This is a genomic window from Flavobacterium hibernum, from assembly GCF_000832125.1.
Lineage (GTDB): Bacteria > Bacteroidota > Bacteroidia > Flavobacteriales > Flavobacteriaceae > Flavobacterium > Flavobacterium hibernum.
This window is the reverse complement of the sequence record NZ_JPRK01000016.1, coordinates 1-14,768: the sequence shown is the minus strand read 5'-3', so window position 1 is coordinate 14,768 and position 14,768 is coordinate 1. Positions and strand designations below refer to the sequence as shown.

Annotated in this window: 14 protein-coding genes; all 14 read left to right on the top strand. The window is 31.3% G+C overall.

All coding sequences use genetic code 11. The features are described 5' to 3' along the window. Positions 1–25 precede the first annotated feature (25 nt). The 14 genes from IW18_RS18250 to IW18_RS18185 all read left to right on the top strand — a co-directional run bounded on the left by IW18_RS18250 (position 26) and on the right by IW18_RS18185 (position 14,686). Positions 26–1,324 (top strand): hypothetical protein, encoded by a 1,299-nt coding sequence (locus IW18_RS18250; RefSeq protein ID WP_041519515.1) that lies wholly within the window; start codon positions 26–28, stop codon positions 1,322–1,324. Next, on the top strand, positions 1,321–2,493 hold the full coding sequence (locus IW18_RS18245) for a glycosyltransferase (protein ID WP_041519514.1): 1,173 nt from the start codon (positions 1,321–1,323) through the stop codon (positions 2,491–2,493). Before IW18_RS18250 ends, IW18_RS18245 begins: the two co-directional genes overlap by 4 nt. After that, positions 2,490–3,563, top strand: coding sequence for a glycosyltransferase (locus IW18_RS18240; protein ID WP_041519512.1), 1,074 nt, complete (start codon positions 2,490–2,492; stop codon positions 3,561–3,563). Before IW18_RS18245 ends, IW18_RS18240 begins: the two co-directional genes overlap by 4 nt. A gap of 4 nt (positions 3,564–3,567) precedes the next feature. Next, positions 3,568–4,671, top strand: a complete 1,104-nt coding sequence (locus IW18_RS18235) for a glycosyltransferase family 4 protein (protein ID WP_041519511.1) — start codon at positions 3,568–3,570, stop codon at positions 4,669–4,671. Beyond that, a complete protein-coding gene (locus tag IW18_RS18230; protein WP_041519510.1) occupies positions 4,664–5,224 on the top strand; it encodes a DapH/DapD/GlmU-related protein in 561 nt (186 codons plus the stop codon). The genes IW18_RS18235 and IW18_RS18230 overlap by 8 nt, the downstream gene beginning before the upstream one ends. Continuing rightward, a complete protein-coding gene (locus IW18_RS18225) occupies positions 5,217–6,032 on the top strand; it encodes a glycosyltransferase family 2 protein (protein ID WP_041519508.1) in 816 nt (271 codons plus the stop codon). The genes IW18_RS18230 and IW18_RS18225 overlap by 8 nt, the downstream gene beginning before the upstream one ends. Positions 6,033–6,044: 12 nt before the next feature. Further along, positions 6,045–6,989, top strand: a complete 945-nt coding sequence (locus IW18_RS18220; protein ID WP_174232050.1) for a UDP-glucuronic acid decarboxylase family protein — start codon at positions 6,045–6,047, stop codon at positions 6,987–6,989. A 240-nt stretch (positions 6,990–7,229) separates the two neighbouring features. Further along, on the top strand, positions 7,230–7,976 hold the full coding sequence (locus IW18_RS18215) for a glycosyltransferase family 2 protein (protein ID WP_041519505.1): 747 nt from the start codon (positions 7,230–7,232) through the stop codon (positions 7,974–7,976). Between the two features lie 246 nt (positions 7,977–8,222). Then, on the top strand, positions 8,223–8,990 hold the full coding sequence (locus IW18_RS18210; RefSeq protein WP_041519503.1) for a polysaccharide biosynthesis/export family protein: 768 nt from the start codon (positions 8,223–8,225) through the stop codon (positions 8,988–8,990). Between the two features lie 76 nt (positions 8,991–9,066). After that, positions 9,067–11,406 (top strand): polysaccharide biosynthesis tyrosine autokinase, encoded by a 2,340-nt coding sequence (locus IW18_RS18205; RefSeq protein WP_041519502.1) that lies wholly within the window; start codon positions 9,067–9,069, stop codon positions 11,404–11,406. A gap of 39 nt (positions 11,407–11,445) precedes the next feature. After that, positions 11,446–11,862 (top strand): VanZ family protein, encoded by a 417-nt coding sequence (locus IW18_RS18200; RefSeq protein ID WP_041519500.1) that lies wholly within the window; start codon positions 11,446–11,448, stop codon positions 11,860–11,862. Beyond that, positions 11,846–13,246 (top strand): exopolysaccharide biosynthesis polyprenyl glycosylphosphotransferase, encoded by a 1,401-nt coding sequence (locus IW18_RS18195; RefSeq protein WP_084607987.1) that lies wholly within the window; start codon positions 11,846–11,848, stop codon positions 13,244–13,246. The genes IW18_RS18200 and IW18_RS18195 overlap by 17 nt, the downstream gene beginning before the upstream one ends. Before the next feature lie 69 nt (positions 13,247–13,315). Further along, a complete protein-coding gene (locus IW18_RS18190) occupies positions 13,316–13,519 on the top strand; it encodes a hypothetical protein (protein ID WP_041519499.1) in 204 nt (67 codons plus the stop codon). A gap of 690 nt (positions 13,520–14,209) precedes the next feature. Then, positions 14,210–14,686 (top strand): hypothetical protein, encoded by a 477-nt coding sequence (locus IW18_RS18185; RefSeq protein ID WP_123902499.1) that lies wholly within the window; start codon positions 14,210–14,212, stop codon positions 14,684–14,686. The last annotated feature ends 82 nt before the right edge of the window (positions 14,687–14,768 follow it).

Below are 14,768 nucleotides of genomic sequence, written 5' to 3'. Positions count from 1 at the left end.
ATAAAAAGAGACCAATAAATTATAAATGAAAGATAGTATCGCAAATATTAAAAATTATAAGTCTATAAAAATAGCGATTTGGCTGTATTTTTTCTTGTGGATTTTTGAGGGAGCATTGCGTAAATGGGTTTTACCTGGTTTAGCTACTCCATTGCTAATCGTACGTGATCCTGTTGCAATATTTATAATTATCAGAGCCATTTATTTAAATGTAAATTTTTTAAACGGCTATGTAGTTTTCAGTTCCATCATTACAATTCTGGCATTAATTATAACGCTAACTTTTGGTCATGGTAATTTATTTGTCGGGATATACGGTGCACGAATTATGCTGCTACATTTTCCTTTAATTTTTATTATTGGAGCTGTTTTCACCAAAGACGATATTCTCAAAATGGGGTATGCGTTGCTAGCCTTAAATATCTTGATGACATTAATTGTTTACTTACAATTTATAAGTCCTCAATCAGCTTTTATAAACAGAGGATTGGGAGGCGAAGGAAGTGCAGGTTTTTCTGGAGCGATGGGTTATTTTAGACCTCCCGGCACTTTTTCATTCATTACAGGATTGGCATCTTTTTATATAATGGTTTCTGTATTTGTCTTTTATTTTTGGTTATCAAAAGAGCGAGTTTCTAAGATTTTGCTTTATACCAGTACACTAGCTTTAATATTTAGTTTGCCATTAACAGTAAGTAGAACAGCAGTTGGAGGCGTAATCTTAGTAGGAGTTTTTGCTTTTATTGGTTCTGCTACCAGTTTTAAGCAGATAATGAAAGTAGCCTTTACCATTTGTGCATTATTCTTATTATTTGCTGTTTTACAAAGTACAACTTCAGTCTTTAATATAGGAACCGAAGTTTTTATGAGTAGAGTTGATACGGCGAGCGGACAAAGTGGTGGATTCGAGCAATCATTCTTTTCAAGAATTTTAGGCGATTTTGTTAGACCAATAGTTAACTTATTAAATCTACCGTTATTCGTTGGTAAACTAGGAATGGGAACCAATGCAGGAGCACAAATGCTGTCTGGTAGTAATTCGTTTTTAATTGCCGAAGATGAATTAGGTAGAGTTGGTGGAGAACAAGGTCTTATTTTAGGAGGCGGTCTTATTCTTTTAAGATTAATCTTGGCGATTAATTTGTTTTTCAAATCCATAAAATTACCACAAGAAAATAGATTGTCACCCCTAACGTTTTGCGGTACAGCTTTATATCTAATTACTTTAGGGCAATGGGCTCAACCCAGTATGTTAGGATGTTCTGTTCTTACAGTAGGACTTTTAGTAGCCAGTATAAATATGAACTTGAAAACAGATAAATGAAAATAGTATTGTTTACTCATCCTACTTTTTTAGGGCATAAAAGCATGCCTCGATTCGCTCAAATGATTATAGGGGGAATGAAACAAAAAGGACATGAGCTGACCGTATGGAGTCCCAAAGCATTTTTTTTCAAACTCTCTTTTAAAAAGCCTGTTCTAGAAAAATGGTTTGGTTATTTAGATCAGTATGTAGTTTTTCCTATAGCAGTAAAAATCAAATTGCTTAATTGTAGTAAAGAAACACTATTTGTTTTTTCAGACAATGCATTAGGACCTTGGGTTCCCTTGGTAAAAAAAAGATATCACGTAATGCATTGCCACGATTTTTTGGCGCAACAATCGGCTTTTGGATTATTGCAGGAAAATAAAACAAGCGTAACCGGAAAATATTATCAAAAATTTATTTTTTGGGGATATTGTAAAGCAAGAAATTTTATATCAATTTCTAAAAAGACTCAAATTGATTTGCATCTTTTACTAAACAAAAAACCAACAATATCTCGAGTAGTTTACAACGGAATGAATCAGGATTTTGAGCCTGCAAATGATTCCACAGCAATAAGAGAGAAATTGTCTAGTAAGCATAACATCGATTTGTCTAAAGGATATATTTTGCATGTTGGAGGAAATGCTTTTTATAAAAACAAATTAGGAGTTCTGGAAATCTACGATCAATGGGCAAAAGATTTTGATATAAAATTACCATTGATTCTAGCGGGCGAACCACCAACCGAAGAAATGATTGATTTTAAAGAAAGATCATTGGTTTCAAAATCAATTCATTTTATTAACAACATCGACGATTTGCAATTACAACAGTTTTATCAAGGCGCATCTGTAATGTTATTTCCATCATTATACGAAGGTTTTGGTTGGCCAATCGTAGAAGCAATGGCTTCAGGAAGTTTAGTAATAACAACCAACGAAGATCCGATGAAAGAAGTCGCAGCCGATGCAGGGTTCTACATACCAAAAAAGCCAGCCGATTCAGGAAAATTATCAGGTTGGAAAATGATTACAGCCAAAGAATTAGAACGAGTAATTCAGCTTAGTCCAGAAGAGCGCAAAGATGCCGTATCAAAATCAATCTTGCGATCAAAAGAGTTTTCGGCTCAAGGTTTTGTCAATTCAATAGAAGCCATTTATCAAGAAATTTTACAAGAAAAATGAAAGTAGTTCATTATATAGCAAGTATCGACAAAAGCGCTGGCGGAACCACAGAATACATGCGGTTATTGAGTAAAGCTTTAAATAAAGATACCTCCTTTATAATAGCAACAGGAATTTCTGAGCAACCTATAAATATTGATGGAGTTTCTATAAAATTCTTCAACGGAAATATATTACGCTGGTTTTCTTTATTGAAAGAATTTCGTGTTTTTCTCAAAAATGAAAAACCGGATGTTGTACATATTAATGGAATTTGGAGTCCACAAAATTGGGGTTTTCAAAAAGCGGCACAAGAACTAAAAATAAAAGTTGTGTTATCGCCACACGGAATGTTAGAATCCTGGATCATACAACATAATCCTTTGAAGAAAAAAGTTGCTCTTTTTTTGTTTCAGCATAAAGCCATTAAAAAAGTAGATCATATTCATGCTACTGCACAAATGGAAAAAGATAGTATTCGAAGATTAAAATTCGATAATAATATCACAATTATTCCCAACGGTATTGATTTGGGGGAATCAGTAATCGAAAAGGAATATTATGGTACTAAAAAAATGGTGTTTTTATCTCGTATTCATCCCAAAAAAGGTATCGAAATATTACTGGAAGCCTGGAGGAATTGTGATACAAAAGGCTGGACTCTGGAAATAGCAGGAAACGGTGACGAGACTTATATATCAGGTTTAATCGAGAGTGCTAAGGATCTAGAAAATGTACATTTTGTTGGTGCTTTGTACGAGGAAGAAAAATGGAATTTTTTGAGATCAGCAGATGTAATGGTTTTACCAACTCATAGCGAAAATTTTGGTATCGTAGTAGCCGAAGCATTGGCAGTTGGCGTACCCGTAATAACAACTACAGGAACACCTTGGGAGGATTTAGAAAATTTTAATTGTGGCTGGTGGATCGATTTGTCTGTTGAGAATATACAATCAACTTTAGTAGAAGTTTTCGATACATCAACCGACAAATTACACAGAATGGGATTTAATGGTAAAAAATTAGTTAAAGAAAAATACGACATAAAGGCAATTGGAAAAAATATGATCGAATTGTATAATAATATTTAAAGCAATGAAAATAACTATAGTTCAGGGCGCTTTTATTCCAGTTCCTCCAATATTGGGCGGAGCAGTCGAAAAAATATATTTTAAGTTAGGGCAGGAGTTTGTCAATCTAGGCCACGAAGTTACACACATCAGCAGATCGTATCCATCGTTTGAGGATCAAGAAAACATAAATGGAGTATCACATATTCGAGTTAAAGGTTTTTCGACACCCAAAAGTTTAATGATTTTAAAATTTTATGATCTAATCTATACTTTAAGAACATTAAAACATATTGATAGTGATATCGTAGTATCAAATACTTTTTGGTTACCAATTTTTTTTAGAAACAAGAGAAAAGGAAAAGTTTATGTTAGTGTAGAGAGAAGGCCAAAATGGCAAATGAAATTATACAGCAACGCAAGTAAATTTAGAGCCTGTTCTCCAATGATTTTTGACTTAGTCAAAGAGAAAATTAAACCAGAACATCATAATAAAATCTCATATATTCCTAATCCGGTTCCTTTTCAGCTCAAAGATTTTAAAGTAGAAAAAACAAATACCATTTTATTTGTTGGCCGACTTGATAAAGAAAAGGGAGTACATGTTTTAATAGATGCTTTTAATAGTATTCCGGAACATATTTCTAAAAATTGGACATTAAATATTGTAGGTCCATGGCAGCCGGCAGAAGGTGGTGGCGGCGAGGCCTATTTTGAGAGTTTAAAAAGTAAAAAAGGAAATGTAAATTTTGTTGGTTCAGTTTACGACCAAGACGCATTATCTAAATTTTATTTTGAATCTAAAATTTTTTGTTACCCAATACAAGACGGAACCGGAGATGCTGGCCCTGTTGCTCCTCGAGAAGCAATGTCTTACGGATGCGCAACCGTTCTGTCTAATCACGATTGTTTTAATGAGTATGCGCTTGACGAAGTAAATTGTTTGAGATTTAATCAAAGCAGTAACAATCAGGTAGAGCAACTTTCAGATCAACTAATTAGGTTGATGACGGACTTAGAACTTCGTGACAAAATTTCTTTAAATGGAAGAAAAGTTTTTGATGATTTTTCGACCACTAAAATTGCCAAAATGTTTATTGAGGATTTTCAATCATTATTAAATGAATAGTACAACTATACAATACAGTCAAGATTCGCCTTACGATTCACCTTGGACAATATCGCATCGAATAAAAATGCTGCTTTGGGAATACGTTTGGTTATTATTTTGTGTTTGGACACCAAAACCAGCCAATTCTTGGAGATTATTCTGGCTTAGATTATTTGGATGTACCATTTACGGTAAACCATTTGTGCATCAAAGAGCAAGAATCCAAATTCCTTGGAATTTAATATTGCACGATCATGCGTGTCTTGGCGATAGAGCCAATGCTTATACGCTAGGTGTTATAGAAATATTTGAACACGCTACAGTGGGACAGGAAGTTTACTTATGCACAGGAACTCATGCATTCGAAAATGCAGCACTAAACTTAATAACCAAAAAAATAACCATTCAAAAAGGAGTATTTATTGGAGTAAGAGCTATTATAATGCCAGGAGTAACAATAGAAGAAAATGCTATTGTAGGTGCAGGAAGTTTGGTTACCAAGAATGTCGAAAAAAATACCATAGTAGGAGGGAATCCTGCCAAATTTATAAAAACTAGAAGCTTTGAATAAAATTCCAATCACCGTAATCGTTTCTGTCAAAAACGAAGCTTTGAATTTGCCATCTTGTTTGGATAAATTAAAGCGATTTGACCAAATAATTGTGGTAGACTCAGGCAGTACTGATGATACTACAACTATTGCTGCTGCTCTGGGAGCCGAAGTATTACAATTTCAATGGAATGGTAAATTTCCTAAAAAACGAAATTGGGCACTCCAAAATGCAAATCTTCGGCACGAATGGATTTTGTTTTTAGACGCTGATGAATTTGTTACCGAAGAATTTGTTAATGAAGTCGCGACTAAAACTCAAGATCCAAGTTATAATGGTTTTACAATACAATTTGAAAACTATTTCATGGGAAGGAAATTAAAATATGGATATGGTTTTCAAAAGTCGGCACTATTTAAAAAATCAAAAGGAGCTTATGAAAAAATAGAAGAAGATTTATGGAGTCATTTAGATATGGAAGTTCATGAACATCCAATCATAGAAGGTAAAGTTGGTGTTATTAAAGCAAAAGTCGTTCATAAAGATTTTAAAAACTTAGAACATTATATTGCCAAACACAATGCTTACTCTTCTTGGGAAGCCCAAAGATACCTTCAGCTAAAAAAATCTAAAAACGAACTTTTGTCATTTAATCAAAAAATTAAGTACGGTCTTCTAAATACAGGGTTACTTCCAACAGTTTACTTTTTGGGGGCTTACTTTTTAAAATTGGGTTTTTTAGATGGTAAAGAAGGATTTTATTTAGCCCGTTTTAAATCACATTACTTTTTTCAGATTCAAACCAAAGTCAATTCAATCAAAAAATAATATAAGATAAACATGAAAAGAATATTAATAACTGGTGGAGCTGGATTTGTAGGGTCACATTTATGCAAACGATTATTAAATGAAGGCAATGAAGTAATATGTCTGGACAATTATTTTACCGGAGCTAAATCTAATATTATTGATCTATTGGATAATCCTTATTTTGAAATGGTACGACACGACATTACAGAATCGTATTATGCTGAGGTTGATGAGATTTACAATTTAGCCTGTCCAGCATCTCCCGTACATTACCAGTATAATCCAATAAAAACAATAAAAACTTCTGTAATGGGAGCTATCAATGTACTAGGATTAGCAAAACGAGTAAATGCAAAAGTACTGCAGGCAAGTACTAGCGAAGTATACGGTGATCCACTTGTACATCCTCAAACCGAAAGTTATTGGGGACACGTAAATCCAATAGGTATTCGTTCTTGTTATGATGAAGGTAAACGTTGTGCTGAAACTTTATTTATGGATTATCACAATCAAAATAAAGTAGCGATTAAAATCATTCGAATTTTTAATACCTATGGTCCAAACATGAATCCGGCTGATGGGCGAGTAGTATCAAATTTTATTGTACAAGCTTTACAAGGAAAAGATATTACGATTTTTGGAGATGGTTTACAAACCAGATCGTTTCAATATGTCGACGATTTAGTCGAAGGTATGATTAGAATGATGGGCTCAAATCCTGATTTTTTAGGACCTGTTAATCTAGGAAATCCAAACGAATTTACAATGCTCGAATTGGCTCAGAATATTATTGAATTGACACAATCCAAATCAAAAATCATTCATATGGATCTTCCTCAAGACGATCCAAAACAAAGACAGCCAGATATTACTTTGGCTAAAGACAAACTTAATGGTTGGGAACCTAAAATACAATTACGTGAAGGTTTAGTTACGACCATTAATTATTTTGACAAGCTATTGTTAAATCAATAGAACACTTCTTTTTACAAAATTCCCCCATTTATTTAGACCGTTTTTTCTCCGCAATTTCCTTATTAAGGAAACAGAATTTTGCGTACCACATTTTTGAGCACTCTTTTTGGTGCTTTTAACGAGTATTGTGGTGCTTCATCGAGAACATTTTTTAGTAAAAAACCTTTGTTTTAATTTTAACTTGAAAATGTGAAAAACGGTTGACTATGAAGAATATTTATAATTTAAAAAATAATTATTATGAGAGTTACGATAATCACAGTTTGTTACAATCGCAAGAACACAATTGAGCAAGCGATCAAAAGTGTATTAGAACAAAATTACAGTAATATCGAATATATTATTGTTGATGGAAATTCTACAGACGGTACAAAAGAAATTATTGAATCGTACAGAGATAAGATAAGTCAATACATCTCAGAACCAGATAAAGGGATGTACGATGCAATAAATAAAGGATTGAAATTAGCTACTGGAGACATTATTGGTTTGATGCATTCTGATGATGAATTTTATGATAAAAATGCTATTTCAAAAATTGCAGCACGTTTTGATTCAGAGCCCAATTTAGAAGGAGTTTATGGAGATGGAGTTTATGTTTCAAATGATAAATATGAACGCCTTATTCGAAATAGGATAGGAGGTGTTTTTAGTCTCAAAAAAATTAAAGAAGGCTGGCTGCCATTGCATCCTACAGTTTATTTAAAGAAAAGCATAATTGATAAAAATGGTCTTTATAATCTTGATTTTAAAATTGCTTCGGATACCGAATTTTTGCTTCGCTATTTGTATAAATACGAAATTAAAATGGGGTATATAAATGCCTATATAGTCAAGATGAGAATGGGAGGTATGAGTACAAGTTTTAAACGTGCTTTTGAAGTTTTGAAAGAAGATTATAGAATTTATAAATTTCACGGTTTGGCTGCAATTGGAGTTGTATTTCTGAAAAAAACTATTGCATTAAAACAATACATAGTTCATTAGTAAAATATGACAATTGTAGATTCAGTTGATTTTATGGTGTAGAAAAGTACAAATCAGAAGTAAAATTTGAATTCTAGACAAGTTATTCAAGACAAAAAATATAGAAAAAACAGTCATTACAAATAAAAATATTGAATACTATTTTAGTTTAAATATATAACCGATAAGGTTTATAAAGCATTAAATTGTTTCATTTTATTTCAATAGAATTTTAAGTTTAAAATACTAATATATACCATAATAACCATGAAGAAAATTGCCCTTTCGATAATTTTATTGCCTTTGTTAATCTTTCAATCTTGTACTACTAAAAAGCAAATGTTGTATTTGCAAGATTTAGACAGATATACAAATACTACTATTAATTATGCATCACCAGTCATACAACCTAATGACATCTTAAAAATAGATGTTGGAGATCTTAACCCAATAGTTGCTGCACCTTTTAATATGAATACAGGATCTACTAATTCACAAAACTCAGTAGATATGATGAAATTAACAGGCTACTTAGTTAATCCGCAAGGAACTATTATGATGCCCATTTTGAATGAAGTAAAAGTAGGAGGCTTAACACCTGCAAATGCCGAGATCAAAATAAAAGAGCGTTTAATAAATGAAAATTACTTGGTAAATCCTACCGTTTTGGTAAGAGTCCTCAATAATAAATTTACAATTTTAGGAGAAGTAAATTCTCCAGGAGTAATCAATTTTAGCGAAGAGTCTATTAGTTTACTAGATGCAATTGGGTTGGCAAAAGATTTAACCTATTCGGCAATTCGAAAAGATATAAAACTAATTCGAGAAGTAGATGGAAAACGTATGGTTTATCATGTTGATTTAACTACAGCTGCATGGATGTCTAATCCAAATTTTAGAATTAGACAAAATGATGTTATAGTAGTAACGCCAAATACACTAAAAGTGAATAGTGGAGGATTAATTAAAGATCCATTACAAGTACTGGGAATTGCAGCATCTCTTACAGCAGTAATTTTACTGATTGTAAAATAAAAAGATAAAAAGAGTATATAATCTCAACAAGATATTTAAAACATTAATGCGACTGTATCAAATTAATTAAAGAGTTATGGATTTAAAAAAACAATTTTTAAAGTATTTACAGTATTGGCCTTGGTTTTTGGTTAGCTTGATCATATTTATGAGCGCAGCCTTTGTCTTTATTAAGGTAGTGCCTTCGACATACGAAACTTCGGCTACGATCTTTATTGACAAAAAACAAGAAGACCAAAACAAAATAATTACCATCAGTACAGATAAAAAAAGTAATGAAGACAAATTAGAAGATGAAATTAGATTGATGACATCTAATGAGTTTTTATTGGGAGTCGTTAAAAATTTGGATTTAAATTTTAGCTATTTTGAAAAAGTATACACAGTACAAAATAATTATGTAAATGCAGTTCCTTTTGTTTTAATACCAACAGTTTCAAAAGATTCGTTACCACAAATTTCGTATGAAATTAAAATAGATAACCAAGGATTTACTATAACCGACCCAGATTCTGAAAGAGTTTATACTGTAAAAGGATATGACGGAAAAGAAGCAGTTTATGGTTTACCTTTTAAAATTAGATTATCTGCCAATGCAAAGAAAAAACCATCATATTATTTTGAGAATGAATATAAGGTAAGCCTTGTACCAACAAGCGAAGCTGTAAAAAATTTGAAAGCATCACTAATTGTTTCTTCCGATGAAAATGCGAAAGGAGTATTAGAGATGAAACACATAAGTTCAAACCCTGATCGTTCCAGAAAAATATTAAATGAAATTATCGTATTGTTAGACAAGAGTATTGTTATAAACAAGCAAAAAGTCTATGCTAATACCGTTTCATATTTAAATCAAAGAATCAAAAATTTCACTAAAGAAAAAGATTCTATCGAAAGTGTAAAAGAAAAATATTTACAAAACAATGATATAGCAGTAATGGACAATTACATTGTCGAAAAAACTGCCGATAGAAGCCAAAAAAAGGAAAGTTCTTTACTTAACGAAAAACAAATATCACTTGCAAGTTTTGCAATTAACGATATTAAACAAGCTGGACCAGCTCAAACTTTAGGAACAGGTTATAACCTGGAATCTCCTACAGTGAATCAAATGCTTCTTAATTACAATGCAAAATTACTGGATAGCCAATTGATCTTGCAAAGAGCCTCAAGTAATAATCCGGCATATATTAGTTTAATGACCCAATTAAAGGTTCAAAAACAAGAAATATTAAACACACTCGAAGGATATTTAAATTTCCTAAATCAAAATAGTAGAGCAAATAGATCAGAACAAAGTATTGCAGATGCAAAAGTAAAAAGTATCCCAACAAAAGATAAAGTTTTGGGTAATATCAACAGCAACCTTAATACTAAAGAAGAGACCTATGTCGCATTACTGCAAAAGAAAGAAGAAGCAGTTTTAAATGGAGCCATATTAGAATCAAATTTAAAAACTCTAAATGCACCGGAAACAAATTATTCAGCAATTTTTCCACAGCCAAAAGCATTTATGCTAGGAGCATTTTTGTTTGGTTTGCTACTTCCTTTTGGAGTTACATATGTTCGTTTGTACTTAGATACCAAAATACATAACGAAGAAGATATTCAGGATGTTATAGGCGATATTCCAATTTTAGGACATATTCCTAAAATAAACAACAACGAAAAGTTAAACAATACAGCAACTTCACATTCATTAATTGCAGAAGCATCACGAGCCTTGGTTTCAAATATATCCTACCTTTTGCCTAGAAACAAAGAAAACAAAGGAAACGTTATATTGTTTACATCATCTATTCAGGGAGAAGGGAAATCATTTTGTGCTTTTCATAATGCTATAACAATGAGCAACCTGAACAAAAAAGTATTGTTAATTGGAGTCGATTTAAGAAAACCTCAATTACACGGTTACTTTAATATAAGCAGAAATTCACTAGGACTTTCTAATTTCTTAGCAAACAAAAGTGACGACTGGAAAGAATTCCTGCATAAAGACAATAATTTTTCTAAAAACCTAGATGTCCTATTCGCGGGAGATCCACCGCCAAATCCATCTCAATTAATAACCAATTCTAATTTTGAATCATTAATTGAAGAAGCAAGAAAAATTTATGATTATATAATATTAGATACAGCTCCGGTACAAATAGTATCAGATACACTCAATTTTAGTTATTTGGCAGATGTGACTGTGTTTATAGTAAAATACGATTATACAGATAAGAGCAATTTAGCTCAGGTAAGTGGTTTTATAAAAAAAGAACAATTAAAGAATGTAGGTATACTAATCAACGGTGTAAACTTAAAAACAGCTTACGGATATGGTTATGGCGTAAGTTACGGTTATCAATATCAAGAAGTAAAAGCAAAGAGACCTTGGTATAAAAGAAGTCTAAGTGTAAAAGAAGCTTAAGCAGCATAAAACCTATTTATTAAAATTAAATAATATAAAATGTTTCATAAAATAGTTCTATTGCTTTTGTTTCTTGTCATAGCTGCCGTTTTTTATTTTTCCTGGTTATCAGATCCAAGTTTGTCTAGTGAAACTTATTTACCAAGATGGCTTTTAAATTGGAGTAATCATTATTACAATTTGCGTACTGCAGTTCCTTTTATAGGCCTAGGTTTTTTACTAGAAGTATATGGAGATCGAAATGATTTAAATGAAGAGAATAGTAACAAAAAATTAAATTTTATACAAAATATAGTTTTTGCAGCAATAATAGTCTGTATAGCTGAGGGAGGGCAATTTTTAATACAAAGAAGAAGCCCCGATTTTATGGATGTATTTTATGGAATTATTGGAAGTATAATAGGAGCATTAAGTTACAATGTATTGAAAAAGATAAAAAATGCGAAACAGACATAAATTTACTTTCATAATGTGCTGTGCCGTTGTAGATATGATTGCGATGGTCTTTGGTACAATGCTATTTTTGAATTTTGCAATTGAAGAGAATCTCCGTTGGAATGCTTTATTTCTGAATAAAATGATTCCGATAACAATTTTGATATGGTTATTTTCGGTTACTTACTTTCAATTGTATCGAGTTGACGTTCTTTTTAGTTTAGATGAATTTTTTCGCAACAGTTGGCGAGCCTTTTTTACACAAAGAATATTGTGGCACATTTATATTTTTGTTTTTCAGGATGATGTCTTATATTTTTTTGGAAGCAAGGCCAATTTAATTCAGTTGAGTTTTTTACTGTCCTATTTTTTGATATCCAGAATTTTGTTTACCCTCGTTATAGGAAAAATAAAAGGATGGGTTTTTAAACAATATACAGTTGCAATATGGGGGTTTAATAAAACAAGTATCGAGCTAGCATCTCATTTAGAAAACAATTCCTTTTTTATAAACTTTGTAGGTATTCTTAACGAAAATTCGTCAGCAGAGTACACAAGTAATGAAGATTTTAGTATAGCACTTTGCGAAGCAATTCATAACGCATCCGAAGAAGATATAAATGAATTATATATTGTTTCTAAACCTGATTTCATTTCAGATTTGAATTATTTCTTTGAGCTTGGAGATAAACGGTGTATGCGATTAAAATTTGTACCGGATTTTTCGTCAATTTCAAAAAAACATTTTAACTCAAGTCATTTAAATAATTTTCATGTTATAAAGCCCCGTTTTGAGCCTTTACAGAATGCTTATAATCGATTAATCAAAAGAATATTTGATCTTGTTTTTAGCATTATGGTTATTGTTTTCATTTTATCTTGGTTGTATCCATTATTAGCTTTTCTTATAAAAAAGCAAAGTAAAGGCCCAGTTTTATTCAAGCAAATGAGAACAGGAAAGAAAAATCAACAGTTTTGGTGTTATAAATTTAGAAGCATGTATGTAAATGTGGGTGATGAAAGCCAGCAAGCCCAAAAAGGAGATAGCCGAATCACGCCAATAGGAAAATTTATTCGTCGTACCAGTTTAGACGAAATGCCACAGTTCTTTAATGTTTTGATAGGAAATATGAGTGTCGTAGGGCCACGTCCTCATATGATAAAGCATACCTCAGATTACAATGGACACATTAATAATTTTATGGTTCGCCATTTTGTTAAACCAGGAATTACAGGCTTGGCTCAGGTTACAGGTCTTCGCGGAGAAACCAAAAAAGTTTCAGATATGAAACGCCGTGTTACAACCGATATAGATTATGTACAACACTGGAGCCTAATTAAAGATATTAAAATTTGTTTCTTAACCATTATAGTAACCCTTAAAGGAGATAAAAATGCTTTTTAGTTTAGAATCATATAAAATCAAAAATAAATCAACAATAAATAATAAACTCAACAACAAACCAATACACTCATGGATATTACTAATTACCTTATCGGTTTGCTTACAGGCGTTTCTGTGACAACCTTCTTTATTGGAAAAGAATGGTATAAATATTATACTAAATATACAATCCAACAAAAACAACTAGATCGAATATTGAAATTGAATGATAAGATTAAAAAAATCAAACATTACAGTCCAACAGAAAATCAAAACTACAATGTTGGAGTTTAAAGCTATTTTTTGAATTAATTTTATTTATAAAGTTTATTAAAAAGAACAATTAACCTTTGTTATTGTGCGATAAATCAAAGGTATTTACTGTTTTAATTTAAGTAAACTTATACGAAGTAAAAATCGACTGAGATTAAAATTTGTACGATTTTGTAATTAAACAATGGATAATAACGAGCTTGATATCTTATCGAGCTCTTTGCTTTTAATATTAAATTAATGCCTGTTGTACATTCTTATTTACAGCCTTTAAAATTTCTTCATCACTATTTTATAAGATTTGTGTTTCTTCAGTCTTATGTTTTTTTTGCCCCCAATCAAACAAACAAATAATCAAACAAACATTCTAAAATTTGATCGTTAACTACGTTTTTTTAGAATATTTCTTTATGTATTAAGTATTTATCTGTTCAGCTGTCTTTTTAAATAGTAACAATAGATATATCTAACCTTCTTTATACAAATTAATAAAACTTCCAAATCTTAGCTGAAACTCTATCCTTAAAAATGGTTTGAGTTTTAGTTTTTAAGCCCTGTTACTTAATTCTCTTTAGTTGATTGTAAAAATCAACAGAAATGGAAATGAAGTAACTGTTGTATTATTTCTTATAAAAGTCCCATTGTAGATGTACGGTCTTTTATTTTGTTATAAAGAAAGTTTTGATGTTACTAAAGTGTAATCTATTACAAATGGATAAATACGAATTTACAGAGATGGATAAGAAAGAAAAAGTTTTAGTTCGCGATAATAGAGGAGTTTTTTTAAAAATGTTTAAAAGGAAGTTCAAAGGAGAGTTTGAATTTTCAGAAGATTACTTTTTGCCAAAAAATAGCGATAGATCGGGTGGTTTTGATCATTCGGTGTTTGTCGTATATGAATATTCAGAATTAATAGATTTTTTTGAATTAGAGGGTATAAATACAAATTTTATGGTTTGCTTATTCAATAAACATCTCTATAATAGTTTATCAAGAATAGAAGAAATCAAAGATCTAATTTTAATAGATGCCTCAAAGAGTAAAACAGAAATTTTTGAGGATTTGAAATTATGCTTCAAAAAATCATCAAGCATAATTCCAAAACTATCAAAGAGGAAGATAGTGAAATCAAAACCTCCTTTAAAGCAACTTGAGATACTTCAAAGAGCCTTATATTTCATGATGTGATCTATATAGTGTAGCATAGAAAGTAAAAACAATCTCTCCTTATATATAAGTAGAGATTTTGATTCCACAACCCGACAGGTTT

What these genes read in the sequence shown, in the direction of transcription:
- IW18_RS18245 (WP_041519514.1), top strand. Translation starts at nt 1,321, where the DNA reads ATGAAAATAGTATTGTTTACTCATCCTACTTTTTTAGGGCATAAAAGC.
- IW18_RS18195 (WP_084607987.1), top strand. Translation starts at nt 11,846, where the DNA reads ATGCGAAACAGACATAAATTTACTTTCATAATGTGCTGTGCCGTTGTA.
- IW18_RS18215 (WP_041519505.1), top strand. Translation starts at nt 7,230, where the DNA reads ATGAGAGTTACGATAATCACAGTTTGTTACAATCGCAAGAACACAATT.
- IW18_RS18230 (WP_041519510.1), top strand. Translation starts at nt 4,664, where the DNA reads ATGAATAGTACAACTATACAATACAGTCAAGATTCGCCTTACGATTCA.
- IW18_RS18240 (WP_041519512.1), top strand. Translation starts at nt 2,490, where the DNA reads ATGAAAGTAGTTCATTATATAGCAAGTATCGACAAAAGCGCTGGCGGA.
- IW18_RS18185 (WP_123902499.1), top strand. Translation starts at nt 14,210, where the DNA reads ATGGATAAATACGAATTTACAGAGATGGATAAGAAAGAAAAAGTTTTA.
- IW18_RS18235 (WP_041519511.1), top strand. Translation starts at nt 3,568, where the DNA reads ATGAAAATAACTATAGTTCAGGGCGCTTTTATTCCAGTTCCTCCAATA.
- IW18_RS18200 (WP_041519500.1), top strand. Translation starts at nt 11,446, where the DNA reads ATGTTTCATAAAATAGTTCTATTGCTTTTGTTTCTTGTCATAGCTGCC.
- IW18_RS18205 (WP_041519502.1), top strand. Translation starts at nt 9,067, where the DNA reads ATGGATTTAAAAAAACAATTTTTAAAGTATTTACAGTATTGGCCTTGG.
- IW18_RS18250 (WP_041519515.1), top strand. Translation starts at nt 26, where the DNA reads ATGAAAGATAGTATCGCAAATATTAAAAATTATAAGTCTATAAAAATA.
- IW18_RS18210 (WP_041519503.1), top strand. Translation starts at nt 8,223, where the DNA reads ATGAAGAAAATTGCCCTTTCGATAATTTTATTGCCTTTGTTAATCTTT.
- IW18_RS18220 (WP_174232050.1), top strand. Translation starts at nt 6,045, where the DNA reads ATGAAAAGAATATTAATAACTGGTGGAGCTGGATTTGTAGGGTCACAT.
- IW18_RS18190 (WP_041519499.1), top strand. Translation starts at nt 13,316, where the DNA reads ATGGATATTACTAATTACCTTATCGGTTTGCTTACAGGCGTTTCTGTG.